At 48.1% G+C, this 23,248-nt stretch carries 23 protein-coding genes; 10 read left to right on the forward strand and 13 right to left on the reverse strand.

What is annotated here, in order from left to right:
• Window positions 1-116: 116 nt before the first annotated feature.
• Both ACJJI5_RS03000 and ACJJI5_RS03005 read right to left on the reverse strand, forming a co-directional pair.
• Window positions 117-2,945, reverse strand: coding sequence for a M16 family metallopeptidase (locus ACJJI5_RS03000; RefSeq protein ID WP_444895812.1), 2,829 nt, complete (start codon window positions 2,943-2,945; stop codon window positions 117-119).
• A 239-nt stretch (window positions 2,946-3,184) separates the two neighbouring features.
• Complete coding sequence (locus ACJJI5_RS03005) at window positions 3,185-3,583, reverse strand: globin (protein ID WP_413663658.1); 399 nt, start codon at window positions 3,581-3,583, stop codon at window positions 3,185-3,187.
• 589 nt (window positions 3,584-4,172) lie between these two features.
• Here ACJJI5_RS03005 and ACJJI5_RS03010 point away from each other — a divergent pair.
• From ACJJI5_RS03010 to ACJJI5_RS03020, 3 genes are all read left to right on the forward strand, one after another.
• On the forward strand, window positions 4,173-5,336 hold the full coding sequence (locus tag ACJJI5_RS03010; protein WP_445355477.1) for a phosphoglycerate kinase: 1,164 nt from the start codon (window positions 4,173-4,175) through the stop codon (window positions 5,334-5,336).
• Between the two features lie 89 nt (window positions 5,337-5,425).
• Entirely contained in the window at window positions 5,426-6,490 is a 1,065-nt protein-coding gene (gene fba / locus ACJJI5_RS03015) for a class II fructose-bisphosphate aldolase (protein ID WP_282930878.1), read from the forward strand.
• Window positions 6,491-6,605: 115 nt separating this feature from the next.
• Window positions 6,606-7,589 (forward strand): alpha/beta hydrolase, encoded by a 984-nt coding sequence (locus ACJJI5_RS03020; protein WP_444918474.1) that lies wholly within the window; start codon window positions 6,606-6,608, stop codon window positions 7,587-7,589.
• A 202-nt stretch (window positions 7,590-7,791) separates the two neighbouring features.
• On the opposite strand, the gene ACJJI5_RS03025 is transcribed toward ACJJI5_RS03020, so the two are convergent.
• From ACJJI5_RS03025 to serA, 8 genes are all read right to left on the reverse strand, one after another.
• Window positions 7,792-8,232 (reverse strand): DUF6326 family protein, encoded by a 441-nt coding sequence (locus tag ACJJI5_RS03025; RefSeq protein WP_445355478.1) that lies wholly within the window; start codon window positions 8,230-8,232, stop codon window positions 7,792-7,794.
• Entirely contained in the window at window positions 8,229-8,960 is a 732-nt protein-coding gene (locus ACJJI5_RS03030) for a DUF4386 domain-containing protein (protein ID WP_444911719.1), read from the reverse strand. The genes ACJJI5_RS03025 and ACJJI5_RS03030 overlap by 4 nt, the downstream gene beginning before the upstream one ends.
• 440 nt (window positions 8,961-9,400) lie before the next feature.
• Entirely contained in the window at window positions 9,401-10,573 is a 1,173-nt protein-coding gene (locus ACJJI5_RS03035; RefSeq protein WP_445355479.1) for an MBL fold metallo-hydrolase, read from the reverse strand.
• Window positions 10,574-10,720: 147 nt separating this feature from the next.
• Window positions 10,721-11,170: a cupin domain-containing protein gene (locus tag ACJJI5_RS03040; protein WP_445355480.1), complete on the reverse strand. Its 450-nt coding sequence runs from the start codon at window positions 11,168-11,170 to the stop codon at window positions 10,721-10,723.
• Window positions 11,171-11,308: 138 nt separating this feature from the next.
• On the reverse strand, window positions 11,309-12,091 hold the full coding sequence (locus ACJJI5_RS03045; protein ID WP_444926159.1) for a LytR/AlgR family response regulator transcription factor: 783 nt from the start codon (window positions 12,089-12,091) through the stop codon (window positions 11,309-11,311).
• On the reverse strand, window positions 12,088-13,164 hold the full coding sequence (locus ACJJI5_RS03050; RefSeq protein ID WP_445355481.1) for a sensor histidine kinase: 1,077 nt from the start codon (window positions 13,162-13,164) through the stop codon (window positions 12,088-12,090). The genes ACJJI5_RS03045 and ACJJI5_RS03050 overlap by 4 nt, the downstream gene beginning before the upstream one ends.
• A 51-nt stretch (window positions 13,165-13,215) precedes the next feature.
• On the reverse strand, window positions 13,216-14,124 hold the full coding sequence (gene rarD / locus ACJJI5_RS03055) for an EamA family transporter RarD (protein WP_444906985.1): 909 nt from the start codon (window positions 14,122-14,124) through the stop codon (window positions 13,216-13,218).
• A 200-nt stretch (window positions 14,125-14,324) separates the two neighbouring features.
• On the reverse strand, window positions 14,325-15,572 hold the full coding sequence (serA, locus tag ACJJI5_RS03060) for a phosphoglycerate dehydrogenase (protein WP_445355482.1): 1,248 nt from the start codon (window positions 15,570-15,572) through the stop codon (window positions 14,325-14,327).
• A gap of 150 nt (window positions 15,573-15,722) precedes the next feature.
• Between serA and ACJJI5_RS03065 the strand changes: the two genes are divergently transcribed.
• From ACJJI5_RS03065 to ACJJI5_RS03095, 7 genes are all read left to right on the forward strand, one after another.
• Window positions 15,723-16,385 carry a fumarylacetoacetate hydrolase family protein gene (locus tag ACJJI5_RS03065; RefSeq protein ID WP_282930887.1) on the forward strand — a complete coding sequence of 221 codons (663 nt, stop codon included), beginning with the start codon at window positions 15,723-15,725 and terminating at the stop codon, window positions 16,383-16,385.
• An 84-nt stretch (window positions 16,386-16,469) separates the two neighbouring features.
• A complete protein-coding gene (locus tag ACJJI5_RS03070) occupies window positions 16,470-17,978 on the forward strand; it encodes an aldehyde dehydrogenase (protein WP_445355483.1) in 1,509 nt (502 codons plus the stop codon).
• 269 nt (window positions 17,979-18,247) lie between these two features.
• Window positions 18,248-18,646, forward strand: a complete 399-nt coding sequence (locus tag ACJJI5_RS03075; RefSeq protein WP_413663646.1) for a hypothetical protein — start codon at window positions 18,248-18,250, stop codon at window positions 18,644-18,646.
• 96 nt (window positions 18,647-18,742) lie between these two features.
• Complete coding sequence (locus ACJJI5_RS03080) at window positions 18,743-19,054, forward strand: putative signal transducing protein (RefSeq protein WP_282930890.1); 312 nt, start codon at window positions 18,743-18,745, stop codon at window positions 19,052-19,054.
• Entirely contained in the window at window positions 18,996-19,487 is a 492-nt protein-coding gene (locus ACJJI5_RS03085) for a VOC family protein (RefSeq protein ID WP_445355484.1), read from the forward strand. The genes ACJJI5_RS03080 and ACJJI5_RS03085 overlap by 59 nt, the downstream gene beginning before the upstream one ends.
• Window positions 19,488-19,628: 141 nt before the next feature.
• The gene (locus ACJJI5_RS03090; protein WP_444937053.1) at window positions 19,629-20,015 is read left to right on the forward strand and encodes a SpoIIAA family protein; all 387 of its coding nucleotides are present in this window, start codon (window positions 19,629-19,631) and stop codon (window positions 20,013-20,015) included.
• A gap of 89 nt (window positions 20,016-20,104) precedes the next feature.
• Window positions 20,105-20,863 (forward strand): TerC family protein, encoded by a 759-nt coding sequence (locus tag ACJJI5_RS03095; RefSeq protein WP_282930893.1) that lies wholly within the window; start codon window positions 20,105-20,107, stop codon window positions 20,861-20,863.
• A gap of 62 nt (window positions 20,864-20,925) precedes the next feature.
• Here ACJJI5_RS03095 and ACJJI5_RS03100 read toward each other — a convergent pair whose 3' ends face one another.
• The 3 genes from ACJJI5_RS03100 to ACJJI5_RS03110 form a co-directional block, all read right to left on the reverse strand.
• On the reverse strand, window positions 20,926-21,378 hold the full coding sequence (locus ACJJI5_RS03100; protein ID WP_282930894.1) for a phosphate-starvation-inducible PsiE family protein: 453 nt from the start codon (window positions 21,376-21,378) through the stop codon (window positions 20,926-20,928).
• A gap of 55 nt (window positions 21,379-21,433) precedes the next feature.
• Window positions 21,434-22,030, reverse strand: a complete 597-nt coding sequence (locus ACJJI5_RS03105; protein WP_444911710.1) for a lipase family alpha/beta hydrolase — start codon at window positions 22,028-22,030, stop codon at window positions 21,434-21,436.
• A gap of 213 nt (window positions 22,031-22,243) precedes the next feature.
• Window positions 22,244-23,173: an alpha/beta hydrolase gene (locus ACJJI5_RS03110; RefSeq protein ID WP_445355485.1), complete on the reverse strand. Its 930-nt coding sequence runs from the start codon at window positions 23,171-23,173 to the stop codon at window positions 22,244-22,246.
• Window positions 23,174-23,248: the final 75 nt, after the last annotated feature.

The raw sequence follows: 23,248 nt of genomic DNA on the forward strand, positions 1-23,248 counted from the left end.
GACTAGATGAGTAGCATTAAGGTGTGTTTCTATTTTTCATCGGTATTCATCCGTTTGGAACGATATAAGGCGGCCAGTCATACATGAGAGTACAGGCTGGCCGCTATCGCTAGCTTTTATCCCTCTTCAGTCGAAGTTGCGCCAGATAAATCCTTATCTACTTTGAGCTCGGTAACTGACCCCATACCAAGTTTACCAATTTTATCTTTTATCTTGGTTTTGTCTCCAACGATAATCCAGGTAAATTGATCAACCTTTAAAGTGTCTCGAGCAAGTGAATGGATCGAAGGTAGATCGACATTGCGAACTTCATTTGCATAACCTTCCATATAATTCAAAGGTCGATCGTAGGTAACCATTCCAGAAATAGCTCCTGATACAGCTCGAACTGTTTCAAAACGGCCGGGCAATTCATTGATTCGCTTGTCTTTAATTTTCTGCAGCTCGTCTTCTTTTGCTGGAGAATCGCCGACATAGGCTTGGAGTTCTTTATAAAGCTCTTTTAAAGATTCACTGGTCTTGTCCGTTTGAACTGGTGCATAGACTAAGAGCGGTTGCTGTCCTTTGGCCCCAGTCATAAATGAATAGGCTCCATAAGCCCAGTGCTTATCCTCCCGCAAATTCATATTAATTCGCGCGGTAAAAGTGCCTCCAAAGATATCATTCATCATATGTAAGGCTTCTCGCTGTGGCATCGTTTCCGACGGAGCCAGGAGGCCGCCAATAATTATGCTCTGTTCAGCTCCCGGTTTATCAATTAGATAAATTCTGGTTCTTTCTGGGTGCGCAACCTGTTGTAGATTCTTTGTAGGTAACGGCTCTTCGGGTGCTTTCCAATCTGCAAAGTGCTGCTCTAATTTTTTTGTCAGATCACCCATGCTGATATCTCCGACTGCAACCAGAGTGGCATTATCGGGGCGCATCCAGGTTTTGTGGTAATTTACCAGATCTTCACGGTTCAGGGAGCTGATAGAGCTTTCTGTTCCCGAACCGGTGAGAGGAACTGCATAAGCATGTCCTTCACCATATAAAAGAGGTGGCAAATTCCGCAACGCCATGTTTACCGGCTGGGTTTTTTCCTGCTGGATTCCTGCTATCCACCGAGCACGTTTCCGCTCAATCTCTTCATCGGAATAGGCTGGATGCATTACGATATCGGCAAACAAGGATATGGAGCTATCGAGATTGTTTTTTAATGCGTTGAGCCGTACAGAAGAAGTATCAATGTTCGAACCAGCCGAGATTCTGGCCCCTAACATTTCTGCTTTGGCATCAATCTCTAAGGCGCTTAATTTTTTAGTCCCTTCCTTTAGCATGGACATGGCATAGCTAGAGGTTCCCAATTTAGCACCCTGGTCTGCAGCGTAACCGGCATTAAACATAAGGCGAATATCGACTACTGGCGCAGAGTCGCGTTGGGCAAGTATCACTTTTAGACCGTTAGAGAGTTCCGTGGTCTGTAATTCTGGAAATGGGATGCTGGGGAATTCACCGGTATCGGGTAATTTAGACCTATCTGCACCAGTCTCGGAAGTAGTGTATTTGGGGAAAGGGTGTACTTCCAGATTATAATCACCACTGGAAAGCCATTTTACTGCGGCTTCTTTTACCTTTTGAGGGCTGGTGTTTTGCATTTTGGTTAACGCTTCCAGGTAAGCGTTGGGATTGTCGAGGTAGAGTTCACCCCGAGCCAAAATTACGCCCTTACCGCCCCAGCCACCTACCTGCTCGAGGTTGCGTGCTTGGGATGCATAGTGGCTCATATTAACCCTTGCAAGTTCCTCTTTGCTTGGCCCTTCCTTGAGAAAACGTTGTAGTTCTTCCTCAATGGCGGCCTCTACTGTTGCGAGTTCAACCCCGGGCTTTACATCGGCAACAATAGGGAAGATGGAAGACAATTCAAATTCATGCAGCCCAATATTAACTTTGGTAGCGATTTGATCTTCGTATACGAGGCGCTGGTAGAGCCGGGAGTTTTTTCCATCCCCCAAAACTGCTGCTGCCAGAGCAATAGCTCCAGCATCGTCGTGAGCTAGATTAGGGGTATTCCAGACTTTATAAAGACGCGATTGAGCAACTTGATCAAACATCTGCTCACGGCTGGACTGATCTCGCTTGGCAATCCACGCTTTTTTCTTGATAAGAGGAGGGCCGGAGGGAATGTCGCCAAAAAAATGGGCTGCTTTTTCTTTTGCTGTTTCTACATCAATATCACCGGCAAGTACTAGTACGGTATTAGCTGCGCCGTAATACTGTTTAAACCACTCGTGAACATCTTCAAGAGAAGCTGCATTCAGGTCTTCCATTGAGCCGATGGTGGTCCAGGAGTAGGGATGCCCAGCTGGATAAATTGCTTTCTGCATCCGCTCCCATACTTTCCCATAGGGCTGGTTCTGGCCCTGGCGCTTCTCATTCTGCACAACGCCACGTTGCTCATCGAGTTTTTCCTGAGTAATTGCGCCCAATAGATGACCCATTCGGTCAGACTCCATCCATAGAGCCATGTCTAAGGCATTGGAGGGTACTGTCTCGAAGTAATTTGTGCGATCCAGCCAGGTGGTGCCATTCATGCCCGTTGCACCAGCCAGTTCAAACGGTTTAAAAAACTCGTCATCGTAGTTTTCTGAACCATTGAACATCAGGTGCTCAAACAAGTGCGCAAACCCTGTTCTCCCAGGCTTTTCATCTTTTGAACCAACGTGATACCAGACACCCACGGAAACAATAGGAGCCTTGCGATCCTCGTGGACGATTACACGCAGGCCATTGGGCAGAGTAAATTTCTCATAATCTATTTTCAGGGACTCAAACTTATTTTCTAACTTCTCGGAGATAAACGGGTCTTTTTTGATCTCGGGATTTTTATTATTTTGGGGAGCGTCACTGCAAGCTGAGAGCGCAATAGCGAGCACTAATGGAGTACTGTACTTCCGTACCGTTTTCATAATGGTTTCCTTGTCCATTTTTCCTATAGGAGAGAGTTATCGTTCCATGGCTTTTTTTATAGTTCTAAACTGGCATTAGGTGATTTTCTTTGTGCTTCCATTAAATTAGATTTGGAGCACCAAACCAGCATTGGAAAACCCTGCATTGGTATAAGCAGAGAAAGCTGCCAGAAAGCCTGATAATAAATGGCTGGTTTGGGGCTTAGCAAATTTAAGTTGTAATTTTTTGGGCGTACGACTCAGTAGGCTTGGCGTATGATTTCAATACCCGGAAGGATCGCTCGATTCCAAGCAGCGTCAACTTCTGGTGAGTATTCCTCGTCGTGCTGTCTAATGGTGGCGAGCAGGGCGTCGAGCCAGAGGCGATACCATTCTGGGCGAATATTATAGCCATTGCGATCGTGACTTTTACCCAGAGCGCGCAGCTTGGTGTCTGGCATGCCGCGTGAATAAAGCACTAGCTGCATAATGCCGTTACGCAAAAGATGGCGCTGGGCTTTCATATCTGTATTGGCAAAGAGCTGGCGAATATCTGTAGAACTTCCCATAAAGCGATCATAAAAATCCACAAAAAACTGTTCTTTATTGCAACAGCGTCCATAGCTTTGAAAAACGATATCACTATCCGTTGGTTGCATCGTTTTGGTTACCTCTTATGTTGGCCACCCTCAGTTTTACTTTTAAGTGGCCTGTGTGACTAATATGCATTTGGAAGGGGGGCGGCGATTCTATCGATCGAACTTGGGTGCGGGAAGAGTAATTTGACTGTAAATGCGTGTTATCTGGCGTAATTAAAAAGTAGTTCTCAACCGGTGAATTACTAAATCGCCATTGTCACTTTGGGCTCCAATCAGCTTTCTCCTCATCGCTAGATGCCGATCGTGAGCCCCACAGCATATGTATGGACTCTTATAGCTACTTAAATAGCGGAGCGATTGCGGCAGTATCGTGAGAAAATCTAAAGTTGCTATAAGGCTGTTTGAAAATTGGCTCCAGGTGCCATCTTGAATGGAGGTGATTGCTCGCTTACAGCGCAAGTCAAGGGCGATAAGCATCGACTACAACTGATTATATGACCCAGAAGACAGTAACAACTGCGCTAATAATGCGTAGATTGGCTGTTATAACAACGTATTCCCCTGTTTTTAATATCGGCATCAATAGGTTCCAGTTGATATAATCGCCGCCCACATTTTTCAGTTAATCGAAGTAGAAGAGGATTGGCTAATGGCGGTCAAACTGATGGCAGATCTCGATCTCGCTGGTAAGCGCTTACTTATCCGTGAGGACCTGAATGTACCGGTTAAGGACGGTCGTGTAACTTCCGATGCACGTATTCGCGCGGCACTACCGACGATAAAAGCCGCCATCGAAGCCGGGGCTAAAGTGCTGTTGATGTCCCATCTGGGGCGCCCCACAGAGGGGGAGTACGCGGAAGAATTCTCCCTGGCCCCTGTTGCTGCACACCTGGGTGAGCTGTTGGGTCGTGATGTGGCGCTGGTCAAAGAGTGGCGCGATGGCGTTGAACTGGCCGATGGGGAAGTTGCCCTGCTGGAAAATGTACGTTTCAACAGCGGTGAAAAAAAGGACGATGAGTCTCTGGCAAAGGCCTATGCCCAGTTGTGCGATATCTTCGTGATGGATGCCTTTGGTACTGCCCACCGGGCCCAGGCTTCCACCCATGGTGTGGCTAAATTTGCACCGGTTGCTTGCGCCGGCCCTCTGTTGGCTGCTGAGCTGGACGCATTGGAGAAAGCCCTGGCTGAACCGGCGCGCCCGCTGGTTGCTATTGTTGGTGGTTCCAAAGTTTCTACAAAATTGACGGTACTCGAAAGCCTGGCTGACAAAGTCGATCAACTGATTGTTGGTGGTGGTATTGCCAATACCTTCCTGGCAGCCAGCGGCAAGCCAGTGGGCAAGTCCCTTTGCGAGCACGATCTGGTAGATACCGCCAAGGCCCTGATGCAGAAGTGTGATATCCCTGTGCCAACTGATGTAGTCACAGGTAAAGAATTCAGTGAATCCGCCGCAGCGGAAACCAAAAGTGCCGATGCTGTGGTTGAAGACGATATGATTTTTGATATCGGTCCGAAATCCTCCGAGCAACTGGAAGAAATTCTCAGCAGTGCGAAAACCATTATCTGGAATGGTCCTGTAGGTGTGTTTGAATTTGACCAGTTTGGCAACGGTACCGAGCACCTCTCTAAAGCCATTGCCGAGAGCGCAGCGTTTTCTATAGCTGGTGGCGGCGACACCCTGGCAGCTGTGGATAAGTATGGCATTGCCGACAAGGTTTCCTATATCTCCACGGGTGGCGGTGCCTTCCTTGAATATGTTGAAGGTAAGAAGCTTCCAGCGGTCGCTATACTGGAAAGCCGCGCACAAGACTAAATAACGAAAAGTAAGGCCTGTCGCAATTTGCAGGCAGGTCATAAAAGCAAAAATACAAATACTACGAGTAGACGAGAAAGGAATTAATTATGGCTCTTATCAGCCTGCGCCAAATGTTGGACCATGCCGCAGAGCATGGCTACGGTGTACCTGCATTTAATGTAAACAATCTAGAGCAGATGCGTGCGATTATGGAAGCGGCCAAAGAGACCGATTCTCCAGTAATCGTTCAAGCCTCTGCGGGCGCCCGCAAGTATGCCGGCGCTCCCTTCCTGCGCCACCTTATTCTTGCGGCTATTGAGGAGTTCCCTGAGATCCCGGTAGTTATGCACCAGGATCACGGCACCAGCCCCGCCGTTTGCCAGCGCTCTATCCAACTGGGCTTTAGCTCAGTGATGATGGATGGTTCCCTTGAGGAGGACGGCAAGACCCCGGCTTCTTACGAGTACAACGTAGATGTCACTAAGCGCGCGGTGGATATGGCCCACGCCTGTGGTGTTTCTGTTGAAGGTGAGTTGGGCTGCCTGGGTTCCCTGGAAACAGGTATGGCGGGAGAGGAAGATGGTGTTGGCGCTGAGGGCAAGTTGTCCCACGATCAGCTGCTGACCGATCCGGAAGAGGCTGCTGACTTTGTACAGAAAACCAAGGTGGATGCCCTGGCAATTGCCTGTGGTACCAGCCACGGTGCTTACAAGTTTACTCGTCCGCCCACAGGGGACATCCTGGCCATCGACCGTATCAAAGAGATTCACGCTCGTATTCCAGGCACCCACCTGGTAATGCACGGTTCCTCTTCTGTACCCCAGGAGTGGCTGGCTGTAATCAATGAGTTTGGTGGTGAGATCCCGGAAACCTACGGCGTACCTGTTGAGCAGATCTGTGAAGGTATCAAGTACGGTGTGCGCAAGGTCAATATCGATACCGACCTGCGCTTGGCCTCGACTGGTGCCACACGTCGCTTCCTGGCTCAGAACCCATCCGAGTTTGACCCGCGCAAGTTCTACAAAGCCGCTATGCAGGCGATGAAGGAAATCTGTATCGCTCGTTATGAGGCGTTTGGCACTGCTGGTAATGCCAGCAAGATTCGCCCTGTTAGCCTCGATGTTATGAGCGAACGCTACGCTGCCGGTGAGCTGGAGCCGCAAATCAAGTAACAGTCTTCCACTGTTGCGAAGAGGTGGGCTCTATGCCCACCTTTTTTCTTTTCAGGTTGTCTTTCCCGCTACGATATCACTACCCCTACCGCCAAAATGCAGTACCATTGCACTAATGGATACTTTGCAAGACCTCAGCACCTACGATAATAGCCCGGTAATAAAGCGACCGGACTACTCTGCATTGCGTCAGAAGTTGCCTGAACTGGATTTTGGCGCTGACGAAACCCCTCTGTGCAAAGAACTGCGGGATTATCGTAATTTTTACGATTTGCATTTTCCCCGAGCCCATAAGACCGGAGTTGGCACTTTTAAAGTTGCCGGATTTGAACTGGTTTCACAGTATTGGATGGTCGAGAATCCCAAGGGCACCTTGTTTATTTGCCATGGCTATTTTGATCATACGGGTATTTATGGTCCGGCAATCCGCTTTGGCCTGGAGCGGGACCTCAATGTAGTGATTTTTGATTTCCCCGGACATGGTTTATCCAGTGGTGAGCGTGTAGCTATCCATACTTTCCTGCAATACCGCCAGGCGTTTGATGGACTGTTGGAAGTTGCGCGAAATAAGTTGCCCGGGCCTTGGCATGCAATGGGCCAGAGCACCGGTGGCGCTGCACTACTGGCCCATCTGCAATACAGCCGCTGGCAGCCACTGGATAAGGTCTTTTTGTTGGCTCCCTTGGTAAGGCCGTCAAACTGGGCCTGGCTAAATCGCTGGAAATATTATGTGGGCCGCCTGTTTATCCGCGAACCCGGCCGGGCCTTTACGATTAATACCCACGATGTGGAGTTTTCTCGACGTCAGGCACTCAGGGACCCCCTTCAATCTCAATCAATCTCTATGAGCTGGCTCAGGGCGATGGTGGATTGGTTGCAGACATTTCCCCGCACGGCACGCAACCCGCGCCCGATCCTTTTGGTTCAGGGAACGGATGATAAAACCGTTGATTGGCGTTATGGTCTTCATGCTGTTCGGAATCGTTTTCCCAATTGCCACCGGGTATTGATACGCGGTGCCCGGCACCAGATGATTAACGAAACCCAACCTTATCGCCATCAAATATTAGCGGCGATGGATGAGTGGTTAACCAAATAGGCTGTGAGCGATAACTTGTATCGCTCAACTCGCAGAGTTTTGACCTGCACTTTTCACTCGGAAAGCCTTAGCGAATCTACTTAGTTAGAAGAAATGAACGCTCTGTAAATTTCCCCGATAAGGTCGAAGACGCCATCCATGCCTTATGCGGCGGTGCCCAAGTACAATATGTCCTTTCCTTCTCCTTTGGTCAAAAACTCTATTAATACTCCTCATGAGGCCAGCGCCAAGCCAGCCAAATAATAGCTAATTTGAGAATAATCTCGATAAATCCCAGATAGAAGTAGAAATACCAGGTGGACATTAAAAATGTTACAAATAAGAAAATAATGAAAGCTGAGGATGTAATAATATTTATCCAGCGAGAGATAGATGGTTTAAGTAATAAAGTAAGGGCAACCATAATACAGGGGAGTGACACAATGATTGATACAGTAAGTAGTGACTCTTGTGTGACCGCTCCAAATGGCCCGAACCCCTCAATTATTCTATCTATTTTTCCTGTCCTAAATAGCCCAAAGAAATCCCCATAGATGTAAAGTAGTACTACTGAAGCCCATAGCCCGGCTATTTTAATCTTAACATCTAAATGACTGTCAGTGAGCTTGGTCGATGTGCTCTTTAAGTTGTCTTTATCGTTCATGACATTCCCTCGATCTTACTGGTAGATAACTTTTGATTTGATTCGGTAATAGTTGGTGGAGTTCTAATGCCCATAATTAGTAACCATAGACAGGTTCCGATCTCCCCTAGAGAGGCGGGTACTCTAATAAAAGCGGGGATTTGATATTCAGGGAAAAGTAAATTTGCGCAGAACCTTACTAAATAGCTAAGGCATCCTGCCATTAACAGTATGCCCAGTATTTTTGGTAGTAAGTTTGATTTGTAGACCAGGTATCCGAAAGGAAGTAACCATAATCCCCAGAGAACATGGATTATTTGGATTCCGTTACTATACGATTTTAATAACAATAATACCTGGGTATAAATTTGTTCTTTTTCAAAAGTTAGGAGATATTCTGCTCCGCTAAGAAGTGTGAGAGCATCAACTTTGTTAACTATATTGAGTAGAGTAAATGGAATACTGGTGAGAGCAAAAATAACCATTAACAACGCACATCCTCTATTTACAGGTGCAAGTGTGCGATATAAAGCTAGTGGCAGTATTGAAAATAGTATATAGAGAAGTATCCCGCCTAAAATTCCTAATCTATATAGAAATTCATATTCCAGGATGTTTTGCGCTGTTAATGATGCATTTTCCCACGCTGTGGGAATTTTAGAAGGCACATATACTAAAGAAAATATTCCCAACAATATAGTAAGTAAATAAATAAGCCCAGAAAGTCTGGCATATTCTTTTTGAGTCATTTTATATCCTTGTAAAATCAAATTGACAGATAGAGAGCCAATAGTCGGTTAGGTCCTAGTCGCTGTAGCTATATAAAGGGTGCTACGGTGAAATTCCAACCACGGTAATCAGCTGGAATTTCATAAGAAGAATATGGTCAGCAAAGACGTACTTATGGTGTTGCTCCGTTGTGAATAGAGGTAAAGATTCTGTATCGCTAACGGTACTGAGACTATTGGGTGTGGGGTACTAGCTATTGACGCCATGGTGGTCTCTTTAGAGTCACTGTATGCAAAGAAACCTATTGGAATATTGAGTTGTGTGCTACCCAGCTAGGCATAGGCTGCGGAAAGCGTGGTTTGAAGTGCGGAATAGTGAGATAAGTGATTTGGAATGGTATGGCCATCCAGAAGCTTTGTGAGCCACCAACCGTATGCGGCTCACACTGTTTAGCCTGCTGTTAATCGGTTTGTTGACTGGCTTTCTTGGATTCGGAGGGACTCGGTGTGGAGGCTGGCTTCTTGCGGGGTTTATCACTTTTCTCCGAAGTCTGTTTTGCACTTGTGGGAACTCTGTTAGTAGGGTATTCAACCTTACAGGTACCCTGTCCATTGTCCGATAGCACAACTTCATCCAGGTCATCCATTACCCGAATTGGGCCCGAATAGAATTTACGCATTCCCTTAATAAAGCCGATCTTGTCAGCTTCAGTAACGGGGGGTGGTATTAGGTGTGTTAAGGCAACCGATTTTACTCCCGCTTTGGTTGCCATCTTGGCAATGTCCAGAGTATTGGAATGGTAGTGGATAATTTGATTTGCCTTCTCATATCGCAAACGAGCGCGGCGGTTATCCCCGGTTTGCTTCAGCTTGCTGATGTATTGGGCATAGCTGAGAGCCTCAGAAATCAGTAGATCGGCATCCCGTTCAATTGGCTCTAGCGCATCGAAAACATGGGTATCACCAGTAATGATGACTTTACAGGGGCCAAAACGTATCTCGTAACCAAATGCGGGAAAAACCGGTTCGTGATGTACGGCAAACACAGAGACATAGGTATCCCTGTGGTGCCACACATCTTGTACGACCTCGCTTTGATCCCCGGCAATATTCACTAGGTGGGGAGTGGCGACCGCTAGGACTGGATCGAGAATTCCCTGCCTATTTGCCGATCGAAAAAGGATGTCCGGCCCAAAACTCTTGTTAATTCCATCCAAAATGCGATGGATGCCGTAGGGTCCGTAGACATTAATAGGTGAGTCGGCACCAACAAACCAGGACTCGTTGATCACCATGGCCAAACCACCAAAGTGATCCGAGTGCCAGTGGGTAATAAAAATGGGGTCCAGCTGGGCGAGATTAAGGCCGAGCTGGCCAATTCTTGCTGTAGCTCCTTCGCCGGCATCCACGAGGAATAGTTTCCCACTGCTGCGAATAGCAACACAGGCGGGATGGCGCAAGTATTGATAGCCCGGATCTGGCGTGCCAGTTCCACAAAAGTAGATGTGCATTTTGCCATCATCTTCCACATAAGGTGGGTAACGCTTCAGAGATTCAGGCTGCTCGGCCAGGCTTGAAATCGCGAAAAACACCCCGAGGGCAAGAGTGGCAAATATATCAACGATCAGTCGCATGGTTTTATAGATTCCAGTCGGTGCGGAAAATACATACCAAGGATATGCAGACATTTTTAAACGTACAAAAAAATGATGAACAATTTTGGTCAAGTCTGTAGATGACGTGGACTCATGCCTTGTAAAGGATCAGGATTTAGGCTGCTATTAACTTAGTTTGTCATCAGGATTTTTATAGATGGTGGTTGGCTGTCCTTCCAGGCCGGAGTAAAAGAGAATAATAGTTACCGGAGTATCATCATCATTGCGCCCATAATGCCATTTGTCGGTAACTTCGATAAATGCCTTACCTGCCCCCAGAGTAAGCGTTTCCTTCTGTCCTGGGAGTACAATGGTTAAAGTGCCCTCTGCTACATAGACACCATTGAGCACTGGATGCTTGTGTACGGGCATCTGTTCGCCCACCGGGATAGTAACGCTAACAATCGTTAATTCCGGTTGCCCCGGTTTCATTTTTGGTAGGGAATGTCCTTCCCAGTCCTTTGTAGAGGAAACTAGAGTTTCAAACTTTACGTCTTTGGTTTTGTCCTGGCCAAATATATTTTCCGAGATAAATGCAAGTGTCAGAATGGCAAGGAAAAGCAGGTGGCGGCTCATTGAACTTTCCGGCAATCTTATGGAGATTTATGTAATTCTCATTCAAGAATTAATGCTGTCCAATAAATTCGGGATAATCTCTACGGACCTACGCCGGAGAAAAAATTGGCTTTTAAATGCCCCCTGCTAAAAAACTGATTACATTTGGCGGAATAGATGCAGGTAACGCCGGCTTACCGGGAGTATTTCTTCCCTATTTAGCAGGGTAATTTGAGCGGTATCTCCGTCCCTTATTACATGGCGAACGGCCTTTAAATTGACGACAACAGAGCGATGAACCTGGGCAAAGAGTTCGGGGTCAAGTTGGTGGGTTAGATCCTTTAATGGCGTGCGAATACAGGCCTCCAGATTGTTATTGCCGGATTCGCTCCAGGCTACCAGGGTATACTTCTCATCTGAACGCAAATAGTGCACATCTTCTACCGGTATCATCCGCAATTGCTGGCCTATGGAAGCGCGAATCCAGCGCAGGTATGGTTTGTCTCCCTTGGATTGAAGCTGTCTCGCTAATTGCTCGAGTAACTCCTGTTGATGATTGACGGGTTTGCAACTGCTGAGCCTTTCCCTAAGCCGCTCGGCGGTATCGGCGAGCCGCTCAATCTCTACCGGTTTTACCAGGTAGTCCAGTGCACCCTGGCTAAAAGCTTCCACGGCGTAGTTGTCGTATGCGGTAACGAAAACTAAATGGGCCCGACGCCCGATACTCTGGGCTGCCTCAATACCGGACTTGCCCGGCATATGGATATCCAGAAAACAGATATCGGGCTGCTTTTCTTCAAATAGTTCTACGGCTTCACGACCATTGCGGGCCTCAGCAACAACCTTCAGCTCCGGCCAAACACTTTTGAGTTTGCGGACCAAAGACTGGCGCAGCAGTGGTTCGTCGTCAGCTACTAAGGCGGTGGTGGGCGTGGCACTCATATTTGCTCCTCGGCGGGGAATAGCAATTCGGCACAAAGACCTGTGGGCTGTTGGTCGATCAAACGCAAGCCTGCACTATCGCCATAGGTGAGTTGCAGTCGCTCTCTCAAAGTTGCCAACCCTGTCCCGAGACTGTTGGAATTGTCCTGGATGCCGATACCGCTATCGGTGACGGTGGCAATACAGAGGCCCTGTTCCAGCTTTATTTCAATATCAATACGTCCCCCTTCCTCACTGGGGTCTATGCCATGGCGGACGGCATTTTCAACCAGTGACATCAGAGACATGGGCAGGCAAGACTGACTTCGCACCTCGTCATCAGCGTTGATAGAAAATTCCAGGCGATCCGGCATACGCATTTGCATCAGGCCCAGGTAAGCCTGCACCAGAGTTAGCTCTTGCTCGAGGGTACTTTGCTCCGACTCAAGTTTCGGTACTGCGGCGCGCAGGTAGGCAATCAGGTTGTTCAGTAGTGCGGGTGCCTGAGGGGATGAAGACTCTACCAGCTCTTGTACATTGGCGAGTGTATTAAATAAGAAGTGTGGGGCCACCTGGGATTGCAATAAACGCAGCCGCGCATTGAGCGCCTGGTGCTCCAGGGCACCCCGCTGCCGTTCAAAAAGTTGCGCCTGCTCTCGTACAGCAATATCCCGCTGGCGCAACAGCGCAGACATAGCGAGCCAGGGCCCGAATAACATGCCGGTCACCGCTATCAGGAGAAAACTCCAGTGTCGGCTGTGGTCCTGCCAAAGTGGAAGTGCCCCCGGTTCTGTCAAGGCAGGAGACAGGATTAGCAGCGATAGTGGAATAGAGATTGCCACACCCACCACCTGTATTACCCAGCGAGGTAATCGTTGAGGCAAGTTGCGCGGCCATTGCTCGAACAGGCAAAAAGTAACCAATGCTGATATGGCAGCTGTACTGGTTTGCAGTAGGAGCTCTGTATAAGTACCTTTCCAGCCGAAGCTGAGTAGCAGGGTCCAAAGCAGAGTAGCGAGCAAAACAGTCAGCGACCGCTGCCTGCTGGGTAGCAGTCGCACTTGAGGTGGGTTGGCTGTCGGCGAGTAATTCATGATGGCCGCCTTCGGTTAATTTAGGCGGCCATTCTTACACAGGTTTTACCGTTAAAGCGCTGCCTTACCTTGTAGATGCAGCTTTCTCCGCTGTGCCAACGCATCGACAGAGTAGAGCGCTAGACCCAGCCAAACAAACATAAAGGTGGTGAGTTTTTCTTCGCTGAAAGACTCACCCAATACCTGGGTGGCTACCACCAGCATCAGTGTGGGGCCGATGTATTGCAGGAAGCCCAATGTGGATAAGTTGAGCCTGCGTGCGGCGATCGTGAACAGCAGCAGGGGAACCAGGGTAATGGGGCCGGCAAAGAGCAGTAAGCTGTTTAACTCCAGGTTGTTGTTCAGCAAGTTGCTGGTGGGGCTGTCGCTCCAAAACAGGTAGATTACGGCCACTGGCAATATAAAGAGAGTTTCTACCGCGAGGCCGGTAAGGCTTTCCACAGGGGCCTGCTTGCGGGCCAAACCGTATAGCGCAAAGGAGCAGGCCAGGAACAGGGCAATCATCGGTATGCGACCAAACTGCCAAAGCTCATAGGCAATGCCGGTAGCGGCCAGCGCTACAGCGATCCATTGCAGTCGCCGCAGTTTCTCACCCAGGAACAGGACCCCCAGCAAAATATTGATCAGAGGATTGATGTAGTAACCCAGGCTGCCCTCGAGCAAATGGCCGTTATTGATCGCCCAGATAAACACCAGCCAGTTACCGCCGATCAATACCGTGGTCAGGGCCAGCATCCGCATCTTCTTGCCGTCGCGTAGGGTCGCCAGAAAATCCGGCATCTTGCGTACAATCAGCAGAATACCAATAGCGAGTACCAGCGACCAGATACTGCGGTGGGCAAGGATTTCCGCAGCGGGAATATCCTGTAATTTATTGAAGTACAGTGGCGCCAGCCCCCAAATGAGGAAGGCGGAAATCCCGGCGAGAAGGCCGGTTGAGGCGGAATCATTACTACGCAAGGGAGCACCTGCTGTGGATAACTCTGGCTTTGGTTCAGGGGTGGCACGTGGATGTGGTCACCTGGGCCTGAAGCAAAAGAATAGGTCTGGCCATTGTAGAAGCGGTGGCCGGGGGGGATCAATCTTTTTTACCGCGAGGAAGGCTCCGATTGGCGTGTCATTGGCGGGTATTTGTGGGTACCCGCCAACGACCAAAAGGCTTAGAAAAGCACGCGGCAGCGCAGGGTGCCGGGGATACTCTTCAATTTTTCCAGTGCCAGATCAGAATACTCTGCGTCCACATCGATCACTACATAGCCCACTGTTTCATTGGTTTGCAGGAACTGTGCGGAGATATTGATGGCATTTTCTGAGAACACCTGGTTGATAGCGCTCAGTACACCGGGCACATTCTTGTGAATATGCAGCAGGCGGTGGGTATCCAGGTGACCGGGCAGTGCCACTTCCGGGAAGTTCACAGAGCTGGTGGTGGTGCCGTTATCGGAGTAGTGAGCGAGTTTCTCCGATACTTCTGTACCGATATTCTCCTGGGCCTCCACAGTGGAGCCACCTACGTGAGGGGTCAGCAGCGCCTTATCGATTCCGCGTAGGGGAGAAACGAATTCGTCGCTGTTGCCACGGGGCTCAACCGGGAAGACATCGATCGCCGCACCGGCCAGGTGATTGCTCTTTAGTGCTTCTGCCAGGGCATCAATATCTACCACAGTGCCGCGAGAGGCGTTGAGGAGAATACTGCCGGGCTTCATCTGCGCGATCTGCTCGGGGCCCATCATCATTTTGGTGGAAGGCAACTCTGGTACATGCAGGGAGACCACATCGGATTCCGCCAACAATTCCGGAAGTGAGTTTACTTGGGTGGCATTGCCCAGCGGCAACTTGGTAATCACATCGTAGAATCTGACTCGCATCCCGATAGCTTCGGCCATAACAGAAACCTGGGAGCCGATAGCACCGTAGCCGATAATGCCCAGGGTTTTGCCACGGGCCTCGTATGAGCCCACCGCTGACTTCTGCCAGCCGCCGCGATGACACACAGCATTTTTCTCTGGAATACCGCGCAGCATAAAAATAGTTTCGGCAATAATCAGCTCGGCAACGCTGCGAGTGTTGGAGTAGGGCGCATTAAATACCGCGATACCCAGTTCCGTCGCCGCCTGTAAATCCACCTGATTGGTGCCGATGCAAAAACAGCCTACGGCTACCAGTTTGGACGCATGTTCCAACACTTTGCGGGTTAACTGGGTACGCGAGCGAATACCGATAAAGTGCGCATCGGCAATTTTCTCGATCAATTGATCTTCAGGCAGGGAGGTCTTGAGGTACTCCACATTGGTGTAGCCTCGGGAGCTGAGTAAGTCGACGGCGGACTGGTGTACGCCTTCCAGCAACAGGATGCGGATTTTATCTTTTTGCAGGGACTTCTTTTGATCGGAACTGTGCGGAGCCATAAACTATCTCTTCACTGAGTGCGAATAACAGGTGCAAAGTGCTTAGATCACTTCTTCGGGGGTGCCGCAATTTTGGCGAAGGCGCGATCATAGCACATGCAGCCTCCAAGGCTTTATTCGAAATTTCTATCCTAACTATCTTATTTATCTATGTACCAACATCAATTTACCTGTGGCAGTGAAGTACCGTTTGGTTTGGGGAAGGTTGTCTGTGTGGGGCGCAATTACGCAGACCACGCGGCGGAGTTAAATAATCCGGTGCCAGAAGAACCCCTGCTATTTATCAAGCCGGCAACAGCAGCGGTACCTATGGCAGACACCATCCATTTACCAGCGGGGCGCGGCAGTTGTCACTTTGAAGGGGAGCTTGCCCTGTTGATTGGTAAGCGCTTGAGTAATGCCAACGTGGCAGAAGTCCCTGGGGCCATTGCTGGCTTGGGCCTCTCCCTGGATTTAACTTTGCGCGACCTCCAAACGAAGCTGAAAAAAGCGGGCCATCCTTGGGAAAAGGCCAAGGGGTTTGATAAGTCATGCCCTCTTTCTCCCTTTGTGAAACTCGATTGGTTGCCGGACTGGGACAAGCTCAGCTATTCCCTATGGCTGAACGGTGAACTGCGCCAGCAGGGTAAAACCGAAAATATGCTGACACCAATTCTCGATCTGGTGGCTTATGTCAGCAGTTACTTTACGCTCGAACCCGGCGATGTGGTTTTGACGGGCACACCGGCGGGAGTGGGCGAATTACACCACGGCGATAATCTGGCGATGCAGTTGGAAGATGATTGGCTGCGTGTGGAAACGCAGGTAGCTTAGTTTAGAATGACTTCAGCCCTTTGATTTGTGATCACATTTTCGATATAACCGGGAAAACTATCTCCAAGTTAAATGAGGTGTGTCATGTCAGCGAAAAATAATATCCCCCAAAACCTGCAGGAATGGCAGGCTCTGGCGGCCTCACTGAAGATCGAGGGTCGTGCCTTTATCAATGGCAGCTATGTCGATGCCCTTTCCGGTGAAACTCGCACCACTTTTAATCCCGCAAATGGTGAAGAGCTGGCGCAAGTTGCCAGCTGCGGTCCAAGTGACGCGGATTTGGTGGTAAAGGTGGCTCGGGAAACCTTCGAGTCTGGTGTTTGGTCGAAAATGCCGCCAATGCAGCGCAAAAAAATTATGGTGCGCTTTGCAGAGCTGATTGAAGAGAATCTGGTGGAAATTGCCCTGCTCGAGAGCCTCGATGCGGGTAAGCCGATTGGCGATACCATGGCCGTGGATGTCCCTGGAGCGGCCACTACGATTCGCTGGAGCGGTGAAGCAATCGACAAGATTTACGATGAAGTGGCCCCGACCGGCCCCGGTGAGCTGGGCTTGGTTACCCGTATGCCTCTGGGGGTGGTGGCCGCCATTGTGCCCTGGAACTTCCCTTTATCCACCACCGCCTGGAAACTGGGGCCGGCCCTGGCCACCGGCAACAGCGTTATCCTGAAGCCCGCGTCTAACACACCGCTGACAGCGATTAAGCTGGCGGGCCTGGCTAAGGAAGCGGGCCTGCCGGATGGCGTATTAAATGTGCTACCGGGACCGGGAAGTAGCTTGGGTAAAGCCTTGGGCCTGCATATGGATATCGATTGCCTGACCTTTACAGGTTCCACCGAAGTAGGCAAAACCCTGACCGAGTACTCAGGTCAGTCCAACCTCAAGCGTACTTTCCTTGAGCTCGGCGGTAAAAGCCCGAATATTGTATTTGCCGATGCAGATCTGGATAAGGCGGCAGAAGCAGCGGCCCTGGCCATTTTCTACAACCAGGGGGAGACCTGCACCGCCGGATCGCGTCTGCTGGTTGAAAAATCTATTGCCGATGAATTTATTCAAAAGGTGGCTAAAGCGGCAGAGTGCTTTAAGCCCGGGCATCCTCAAAACCCAAATACCCGTATGGGTGCCCTGATCGACCGCAGCCAGTTTGATACGGTTGAATTTTACGTGGCCAAGGGCCTGGAGCAGGGTGCCCAATTGGTTTGCGGCGGCAAACCGGTAGATGAAGTAGCAGGCGGTTACTACTATGAGCCAACGGTATTTCGCGGTGTCACCGGTGACATGACGATCGCCCGTGAAGAAATCTTTGGCCCGGTACTGTCTGTTATCGAGTTCGAGACAGAGGAAGAAGCACTCGCCATTGCCAATGACTCAATCTACGGCCTGGCGGCGGGTATCTGGACCAATAACTTAGGTCGCGCCCACCGCATGGCCCGGGATATATACGCCGGCTCTGTTTGGGTAAATAACTATTTTGGCGGTGATATCACCGTACCATTTGGCGGTTTTAAGCAGTCTGGAAATGGCCGCGATAAGTCGCTACACGCGCTGGATAAGTACTGTGAACTCAAGTCCACCTGGATTGATTTGAGTTAGCTTCTCAGATTTGAGGGCCGGATTCCCGGTCCTCATGCATTTTTCCCACTCACCCCGGAATTGCCACTAGACATACAGGGCTCCGGTGTAGTCAGTGTTTATCTCCCTCTATCTTCATACCAGCTGCCGGATCGACGCGCAGTGGATTTTCTGGCGTGAATTATCTAGTCAGCTATACCTAACTTATTGCCCTGAGAAAAGTTTGGGGCGACATTTTCAGGATATGAGTATTCCAGTTCACGAGTTTTATAGCGTGTAGGGGTGCTGATTTGAACAAAACTACCGTTCTATTCGTGGCTTTAAGTGCCATTGGTGCGACCTATGCCCATGCTGAAAAAGCGCCAATTTTTGGTGAAATAGCAGGGCTTGTTAGCGCAGAAAAAATTTATACGAGTATGTCTCACAATAACAATCTCAAGCAGAGGCAAAGAGAGTGGATCAGGCTATTTGTCAATCGTGGTGATCAAGTCAGAAAAGGGCAGAAAATTGCTGAGCATCGCAATAGAAAAGGAAAAGTTGTCCTTGAATATATTGCCAATCGCTCAGGCAGAATTCTATTGAACAGCCGTTCAGCAGTTGACTCCGTAGAGTCTATTCTGGAGATCATTACGGTTGGAGAAGAGAAATACTGTGAATATGAAAATTGTGGTTTGATCGGTGTACGCTGAGAATTTTCAGGAATTGCCTGCTTGGCAGAAGCAGGGTTTGTTTGCAGATTAATAGCTGTGTAATCTGGGGATTCCTGATATTTGTGCGGCCCAATTATGAAACTTATTTATACCCATGAAAACCGTTTGTTGGTTGAGTTGGCAAAGAGTCGACTTGAAGTTGCGGGAATAAAAACACAATTAAAAAATGAATATGCCCAGGGGGCTACTGGTGAATTAGCCCCCAACCAGGTTTGGCCAGAATTATGGTTAGAGCGTGACCGCGATTTGGAGCGAGCCCGACAGGTCCTGGCTGAGGCTGAGGTGGATTCGAATAGCTGGTTCTGCCAGGCATGTGGGGAAGATAACGGTGCAGCTTTTGATTACTGCTGGCAATGTGGAGAACCCAAGCCAGCAGGAGCTGACTAAAGCGGAGTTTTGTGGGTCGCATATCACAATGCAAGTACTTCTCAACATTGATGTCGATGACTTAAACCGGGCGATCAATTTTTATCGAGATGCATTTGGCCTCTACGAAGGTCGCCGCCTGGGAACGGATATGATTGAGATGCTCGGTGGCACTGTGCCTATATTTCTACAGCAAAGGGATTCGGGGATCTGGCCGATAAACAGTAAAAAAAATATAGGTAGCTATGATCGGCACTGGACGCCGGTAAATATGGATATTGTTGTAGAGGATTTTCTTCTGGTAATAGAGCAGGTGGTCGATGCTGGTGGACAGATACAGGGTGAAATCCAGCAAAAAGAATGGGGAGTTAAGTCTTCATTAACTGACCCCTTTGGAAATGAGTTCTGTCTGGTACAGTTTGATGGCAGTGGTTCTGATACTATCAGCTTGTAAGAGAGTAGCTATTCAAATACTTAAACCTATCACCTTTCAATTAATATGATCTTTTTATCTTAACTCATGAATTCATGGCTTTTTCGATGATTTAAGTATGGATTATGTAGTGATAATTGGTAAAAGATTTACAGGTGTCTTATGACTGTTACGTCCCATGGTGTGTCTATCGGTTTGGAACAGAAATCCGATTATATTTTCCTTACTGTGAAGGCCCGTGGTAAGTTGACCCATGATGATTACGAAACCATGGTACCAATGTTGACCGCAGCAATAGAAAAAGTTGAGCACCCAAAGATAAACGTATTTATGGATGCTCGAGAATTGGAGGGGTGGGAGCCTCGGGCGGCTTGGGATGATTTTAAGTTGGGTATTGAATACGGCCGGGAGTTTAACCGGGTTGCCGTACTTTCAGATAAACGCTGGCTAAAAGTCGCCGGAAAAGTAGGTAGCTGGTTTATTGGTGGTGAATATCGAACATTTGAATCAGAAACTGAGGCGAAAGCTTGGCTGGAGGAAGCTACCTAGATTTTGAAGTGATAAAGCCAGAATAGGAAAATAAAGTATTTGTCCATTAAAGGCTTATTAAATAATAAATTATATAAGGATTAGACCGTATGTTTGAGTGGATAGCCAACCCTGAGGCCTGGATAGCATTGGCCACGTTGGCGGCGCTGGAGATAGTGCTGGGCATCGATAATATTATCTTTATCTCCATTTTGGTTGGACGGTTGCCTCCAAAACAGAGAGAGCCCGCGCGCTTTATTGGTCTTACCCTGGCAATGGTGACCCGGTTGGCTCTGCTTTTCTCTATTGTATGGATTATGGGCTTAGTCGAGCCACTATTTAGCATCTATGGCATGGAAATTTCAGGGCGCGATATTATTTTGGTTGGCGGAGGACTGTTCCTAATCGCTAAAGCTACCCATGAAATCCACAATAGTCTCGAGGGTGAAGAGGAGAGTGCATCCTCGCTCGGCAGTGCGGGATTTTGGATGGTGCTACTACAAATTGCACTATTGGATATTGTCTTTTCCTTGGATTCTGTAATTACCGCTGTCGGATTGGTCGACGAGATCTCAATCATGGCAATAGCGATTATTCTGGCGGTAATCGTCATGTTGGTAGCGGCTAAACCGATAGGGGATTTTGTTGATCGGCATCCTACCGTGAAAATGCTGGCACTATCCTTCTTAATTATGGTGGGCTTAACTCTGGTGGTTGAAGGGTTTGATGTCCATGTGCCTAAGGGATATATCTACTTTGCCATGGCGTTTTCAATGGCTGTGGAGTTCCTCAATTTGCGTATGCGCAGCAAGAAAGTCCGTAAGACCCCACCGGTAAGGTTACATCACGCTCTACGTGAGGATAGTTAAAATAGTGAGAGGGTGAAGGTGTTCCTCCACCCTGGATTACTGTCTGGTTTGCAATAGTACCCTTAGTTACTATTTTTAAGCTTCAATATTAAGTAAGTAAGGCCCAGCGCGAGAGTGGCAGTAGATAATCCCAAAAGTTCGCCAGCATTGACCTTATCCAGATCTAAAATAATAAATTTTCTGGATAAAGCCAAAATAGCAATAAGTACGACAACTTTGGTTTGAATAATACTCTGTTGACGTGTAACTACATATTGAAGTGTATGGCTAAATTCCAGTGCAATCAGTAAAGTAATAATCTCGCCAAATATTGTTTGAAATACCTTGTGGTCCAGAGGGTCCTGCATGCCCACCAGTAACATATTGTATACAGAGTATCCCAATCGGCTGATCGCGACTATTACGATTACAACAATAATAAAAGTCAAAATTAAGGCAATCAGGCTTTCAAATTTTCGATAGTAGTTGTGAATTGCCTTATCTGTAATCGAAGTTTTTTCTTCTGGGCTGTCCATGCCTTACTTCTCGTTAAACTCATAAAATTAAAGCTAGTTTCTGTCAGTGAGCTTCTTAATCCAATCCTGATTTAATTTCCTGTTTTAGTAATGAAATTACCTTGCTACTTAGCGGCATCATTCGATGTAGTATCACTGGAACTTCGTAGGATGTTCCCAAGCCCAGGATAGCACTACTATGGGGCATAATGGTTATGTCATAGGGTGTCCAGATTGAAGCCGGTTCGGTAACCTCCAATTTTTGAATGCCTAAGTTCAACGCGCGTAAAAAATCACTGCCGATCCGCAATTGTTTCCCACCTTTGTAAGGAAGAAAGTTTGCCCAGTAACTACCATGGTGGGGAGAGGAAATTGATATAAATTTATGCACCCGCTCCAAACCATTAAGGGCTTGTAAATAATACCGAGCGATTATCCCTCCCATGCTGAATCCCACCAGGGTACAGGTAGTTTCTTTATCTACGATGTGCTCCAATTTTGCGAGAAGCTGGGACGAAAGGTGTTCCATACCATGCCAGCCGGAGTTATAGCGTAGGTGGATATAGTGTACGTCATAATTTTCGGCAGCTAATTCGTGCTGCATTCTAAGTAAGGAGGTTCCTCGATCAAAAATTCCAGGTATTAAAAGAACAGTTCGGCTTTTACGTTTCATTCTTGTCGCAGGAGAAGTGATGCGTTAGGAAAAGCTTCAATCGCAATAGTTATTTGTCTGCCAAAAACTATTAGGAGCTTGATAGAGAAGTGTAGTTGCAGAACTATTGTTGGATGCCACAAAGTAGCAAAGTAGTCTTAAGGGATAAGTTGGAATGCCGGCAACTATGTCTTTTATTTATATAGACGCCGGCATCTGAAATAAAAAAGTAATTCAAGCGTCTGTTTGAGGGTTTCCAAATAGAAATATTAATATTTCATCGAGTCTAGAATTCCATGATTTCTCATCATGGGCATGACCCTCAAATACTTGGGTTTGCCAACTTGAAGAGGAATACCCTTTCTGGCGCATGATTTTATCCACAGTCCGTTGCAGAGGTGGGTAATAAGCATCCAGGGTTTCTGTACCATGGTCAAAATAAAATCGGTGACTTCCAGGCTTAGGTAAATTTGCCTCTAGATAGTCGCGAATAGCCTCAGCTATCGGTAGTTTGTCGTCGGGGTTAATCCCTGGCCAATGGGTGGATATAGCTGCAGCCGTAGAGAACACTTCGGGGTACTCTGTGACCGCATAGAGTGATATTAATCCCCCCATACTCGCGCCGGCAATAAAGGTGTCGATGGGATCACCACTCACAGCGTAATGACTATCAATATAGGGTTTCACCTTGGTCACCAAAAATTGTAAGTAAAGATCTCCACGCAATTCGACTTGGTTAAATGGATGTTGGACCTGTGAAGCTTCTTTAGGTAAAAAACTCCGAGCTTTCTGGGGGAAGTAGTCACCGTGGCGAAGTGTCTCAATGTTATCGATAGCGACAACTATGAAGGGACGTACCTTCTTTTCTGCTATTAACCGAGAGGCGACTTCATCCATGCCCCACTCCTGACCATTCCAGGTGGTTTTACTGTCGAACAGCATCTGTCCATCGTGCATATAAAGGACGGCATAGGGTTTCTGTGTAGGATATTGATCAGGCAGCCATACATGAATTGGGCGCTCAGCAAGTCCTTCCAGTGTCAGGGAGGGCAGTGTTTCAAGCTTTCCTGCCGATACCTGTACTTCTTTAGGGGATTCTTCAGCTGTACACGGTGGTATTAGACTGAAAAGAATACCGAATAATAAGGTCTTATAGATATCCATAGCGCCCTGCCTTTGGGGTGTAGATAAAGTTCTACTCTATCTATAAAACCAGTGGCAGGGCTCCTCCCCCTAAGG

The organism is Microbulbifer maximicatervae (SeqCode), assembly GCF_052467955.1.

What these genes read in the sequence shown, in the direction of transcription:
- ACJJI5_RS03020 (WP_444918474.1), top strand. Translation starts at nt 6,606, where the DNA reads ATGGATACTTTGCAAGACCTCAGCACCTACGATAATAGCCCGGTAATA.
- ACJJI5_RS03035 (WP_445355479.1), bottom strand. Translation starts at nt 10,573, where the DNA reads ATGCGACTGATCGTTGATATATTTGCCACTCTTGCCCTCGGGGTGTTT.
- ACJJI5_RS03000 (WP_444895812.1), bottom strand. Translation starts at nt 2,945, where the DNA reads ATGAAAACGGTACGGAAGTACAGTACTCCATTAGTGCTCGCTATTGCG.
- ACJJI5_RS03100 (WP_282930894.1), bottom strand. Translation starts at nt 21,378, where the DNA reads ATGGACAGCCCAGAAGAAAAAACTTCGATTACAGATAAGGCAATTCAC.
- ACJJI5_RS03080 (WP_282930890.1), top strand. Translation starts at nt 18,743, where the DNA reads ATGAAACTTATTTATACCCATGAAAACCGTTTGTTGGTTGAGTTGGCA.
- ACJJI5_RS03070 (WP_445355483.1), top strand. Translation starts at nt 16,470, where the DNA reads ATGTCAGCGAAAAATAATATCCCCCAAAACCTGCAGGAATGGCAGGCT.
- ACJJI5_RS03025 (WP_445355478.1), bottom strand. Translation starts at nt 8,232, where the DNA reads ATGAACGATAAAGACAACTTAAAGAGCACATCGACCAAGCTCACTGAC.
- ACJJI5_RS03095 (WP_282930893.1), top strand. Translation starts at nt 20,105, where the DNA reads ATGTTTGAGTGGATAGCCAACCCTGAGGCCTGGATAGCATTGGCCACG.
- ACJJI5_RS03045 (WP_444926159.1), bottom strand. Translation starts at nt 12,091, where the DNA reads ATGAGTGCCACGCCCACCACCGCCTTAGTAGCTGACGACGAACCACTG.
- fba (WP_282930878.1), top strand. Translation starts at nt 5,426, where the DNA reads ATGGCTCTTATCAGCCTGCGCCAAATGTTGGACCATGCCGCAGAGCAT.
- ACJJI5_RS03010 (WP_445355477.1), top strand. Translation starts at nt 4,173, where the DNA reads ATGGCGGTCAAACTGATGGCAGATCTCGATCTCGCTGGTAAGCGCTTA.
- ACJJI5_RS03030 (WP_444911719.1), bottom strand. Translation starts at nt 8,960, where the DNA reads ATGACTCAAAAAGAATATGCCAGACTTTCTGGGCTTATTTATTTACTT.
- ACJJI5_RS03110 (WP_445355485.1), bottom strand. Translation starts at nt 23,173, where the DNA reads ATGGATATCTATAAGACCTTATTATTCGGTATTCTTTTCAGTCTAATA.
- serA (WP_445355482.1), bottom strand. Translation starts at nt 15,572, where the DNA reads ATGGCTCCGCACAGTTCCGATCAAAAGAAGTCCCTGCAAAAAGATAAA.
- ACJJI5_RS03090 (WP_444937053.1), top strand. Translation starts at nt 19,629, where the DNA reads ATGACTGTTACGTCCCATGGTGTGTCTATCGGTTTGGAACAGAAATCC.
- ACJJI5_RS03105 (WP_444911710.1), bottom strand. Translation starts at nt 22,030, where the DNA reads ATGAAACGTAAAAGCCGAACTGTTCTTTTAATACCTGGAATTTTTGAT.
- ACJJI5_RS03005 (WP_413663658.1), bottom strand. Translation starts at nt 3,583, where the DNA reads ATGCAACCAACGGATAGTGATATCGTTTTTCAAAGCTATGGACGCTGT.
- ACJJI5_RS03050 (WP_445355481.1), bottom strand. Translation starts at nt 13,164, where the DNA reads ATGAATTACTCGCCGACAGCCAACCCACCTCAAGTGCGACTGCTACCC.
- ACJJI5_RS03040 (WP_445355480.1), bottom strand. Translation starts at nt 11,170, where the DNA reads ATGAGCCGCCACCTGCTTTTCCTTGCCATTCTGACACTTGCATTTATC.
- ACJJI5_RS03065 (WP_282930887.1), top strand. Translation starts at nt 15,723, where the DNA reads ATGTACCAACATCAATTTACCTGTGGCAGTGAAGTACCGTTTGGTTTG.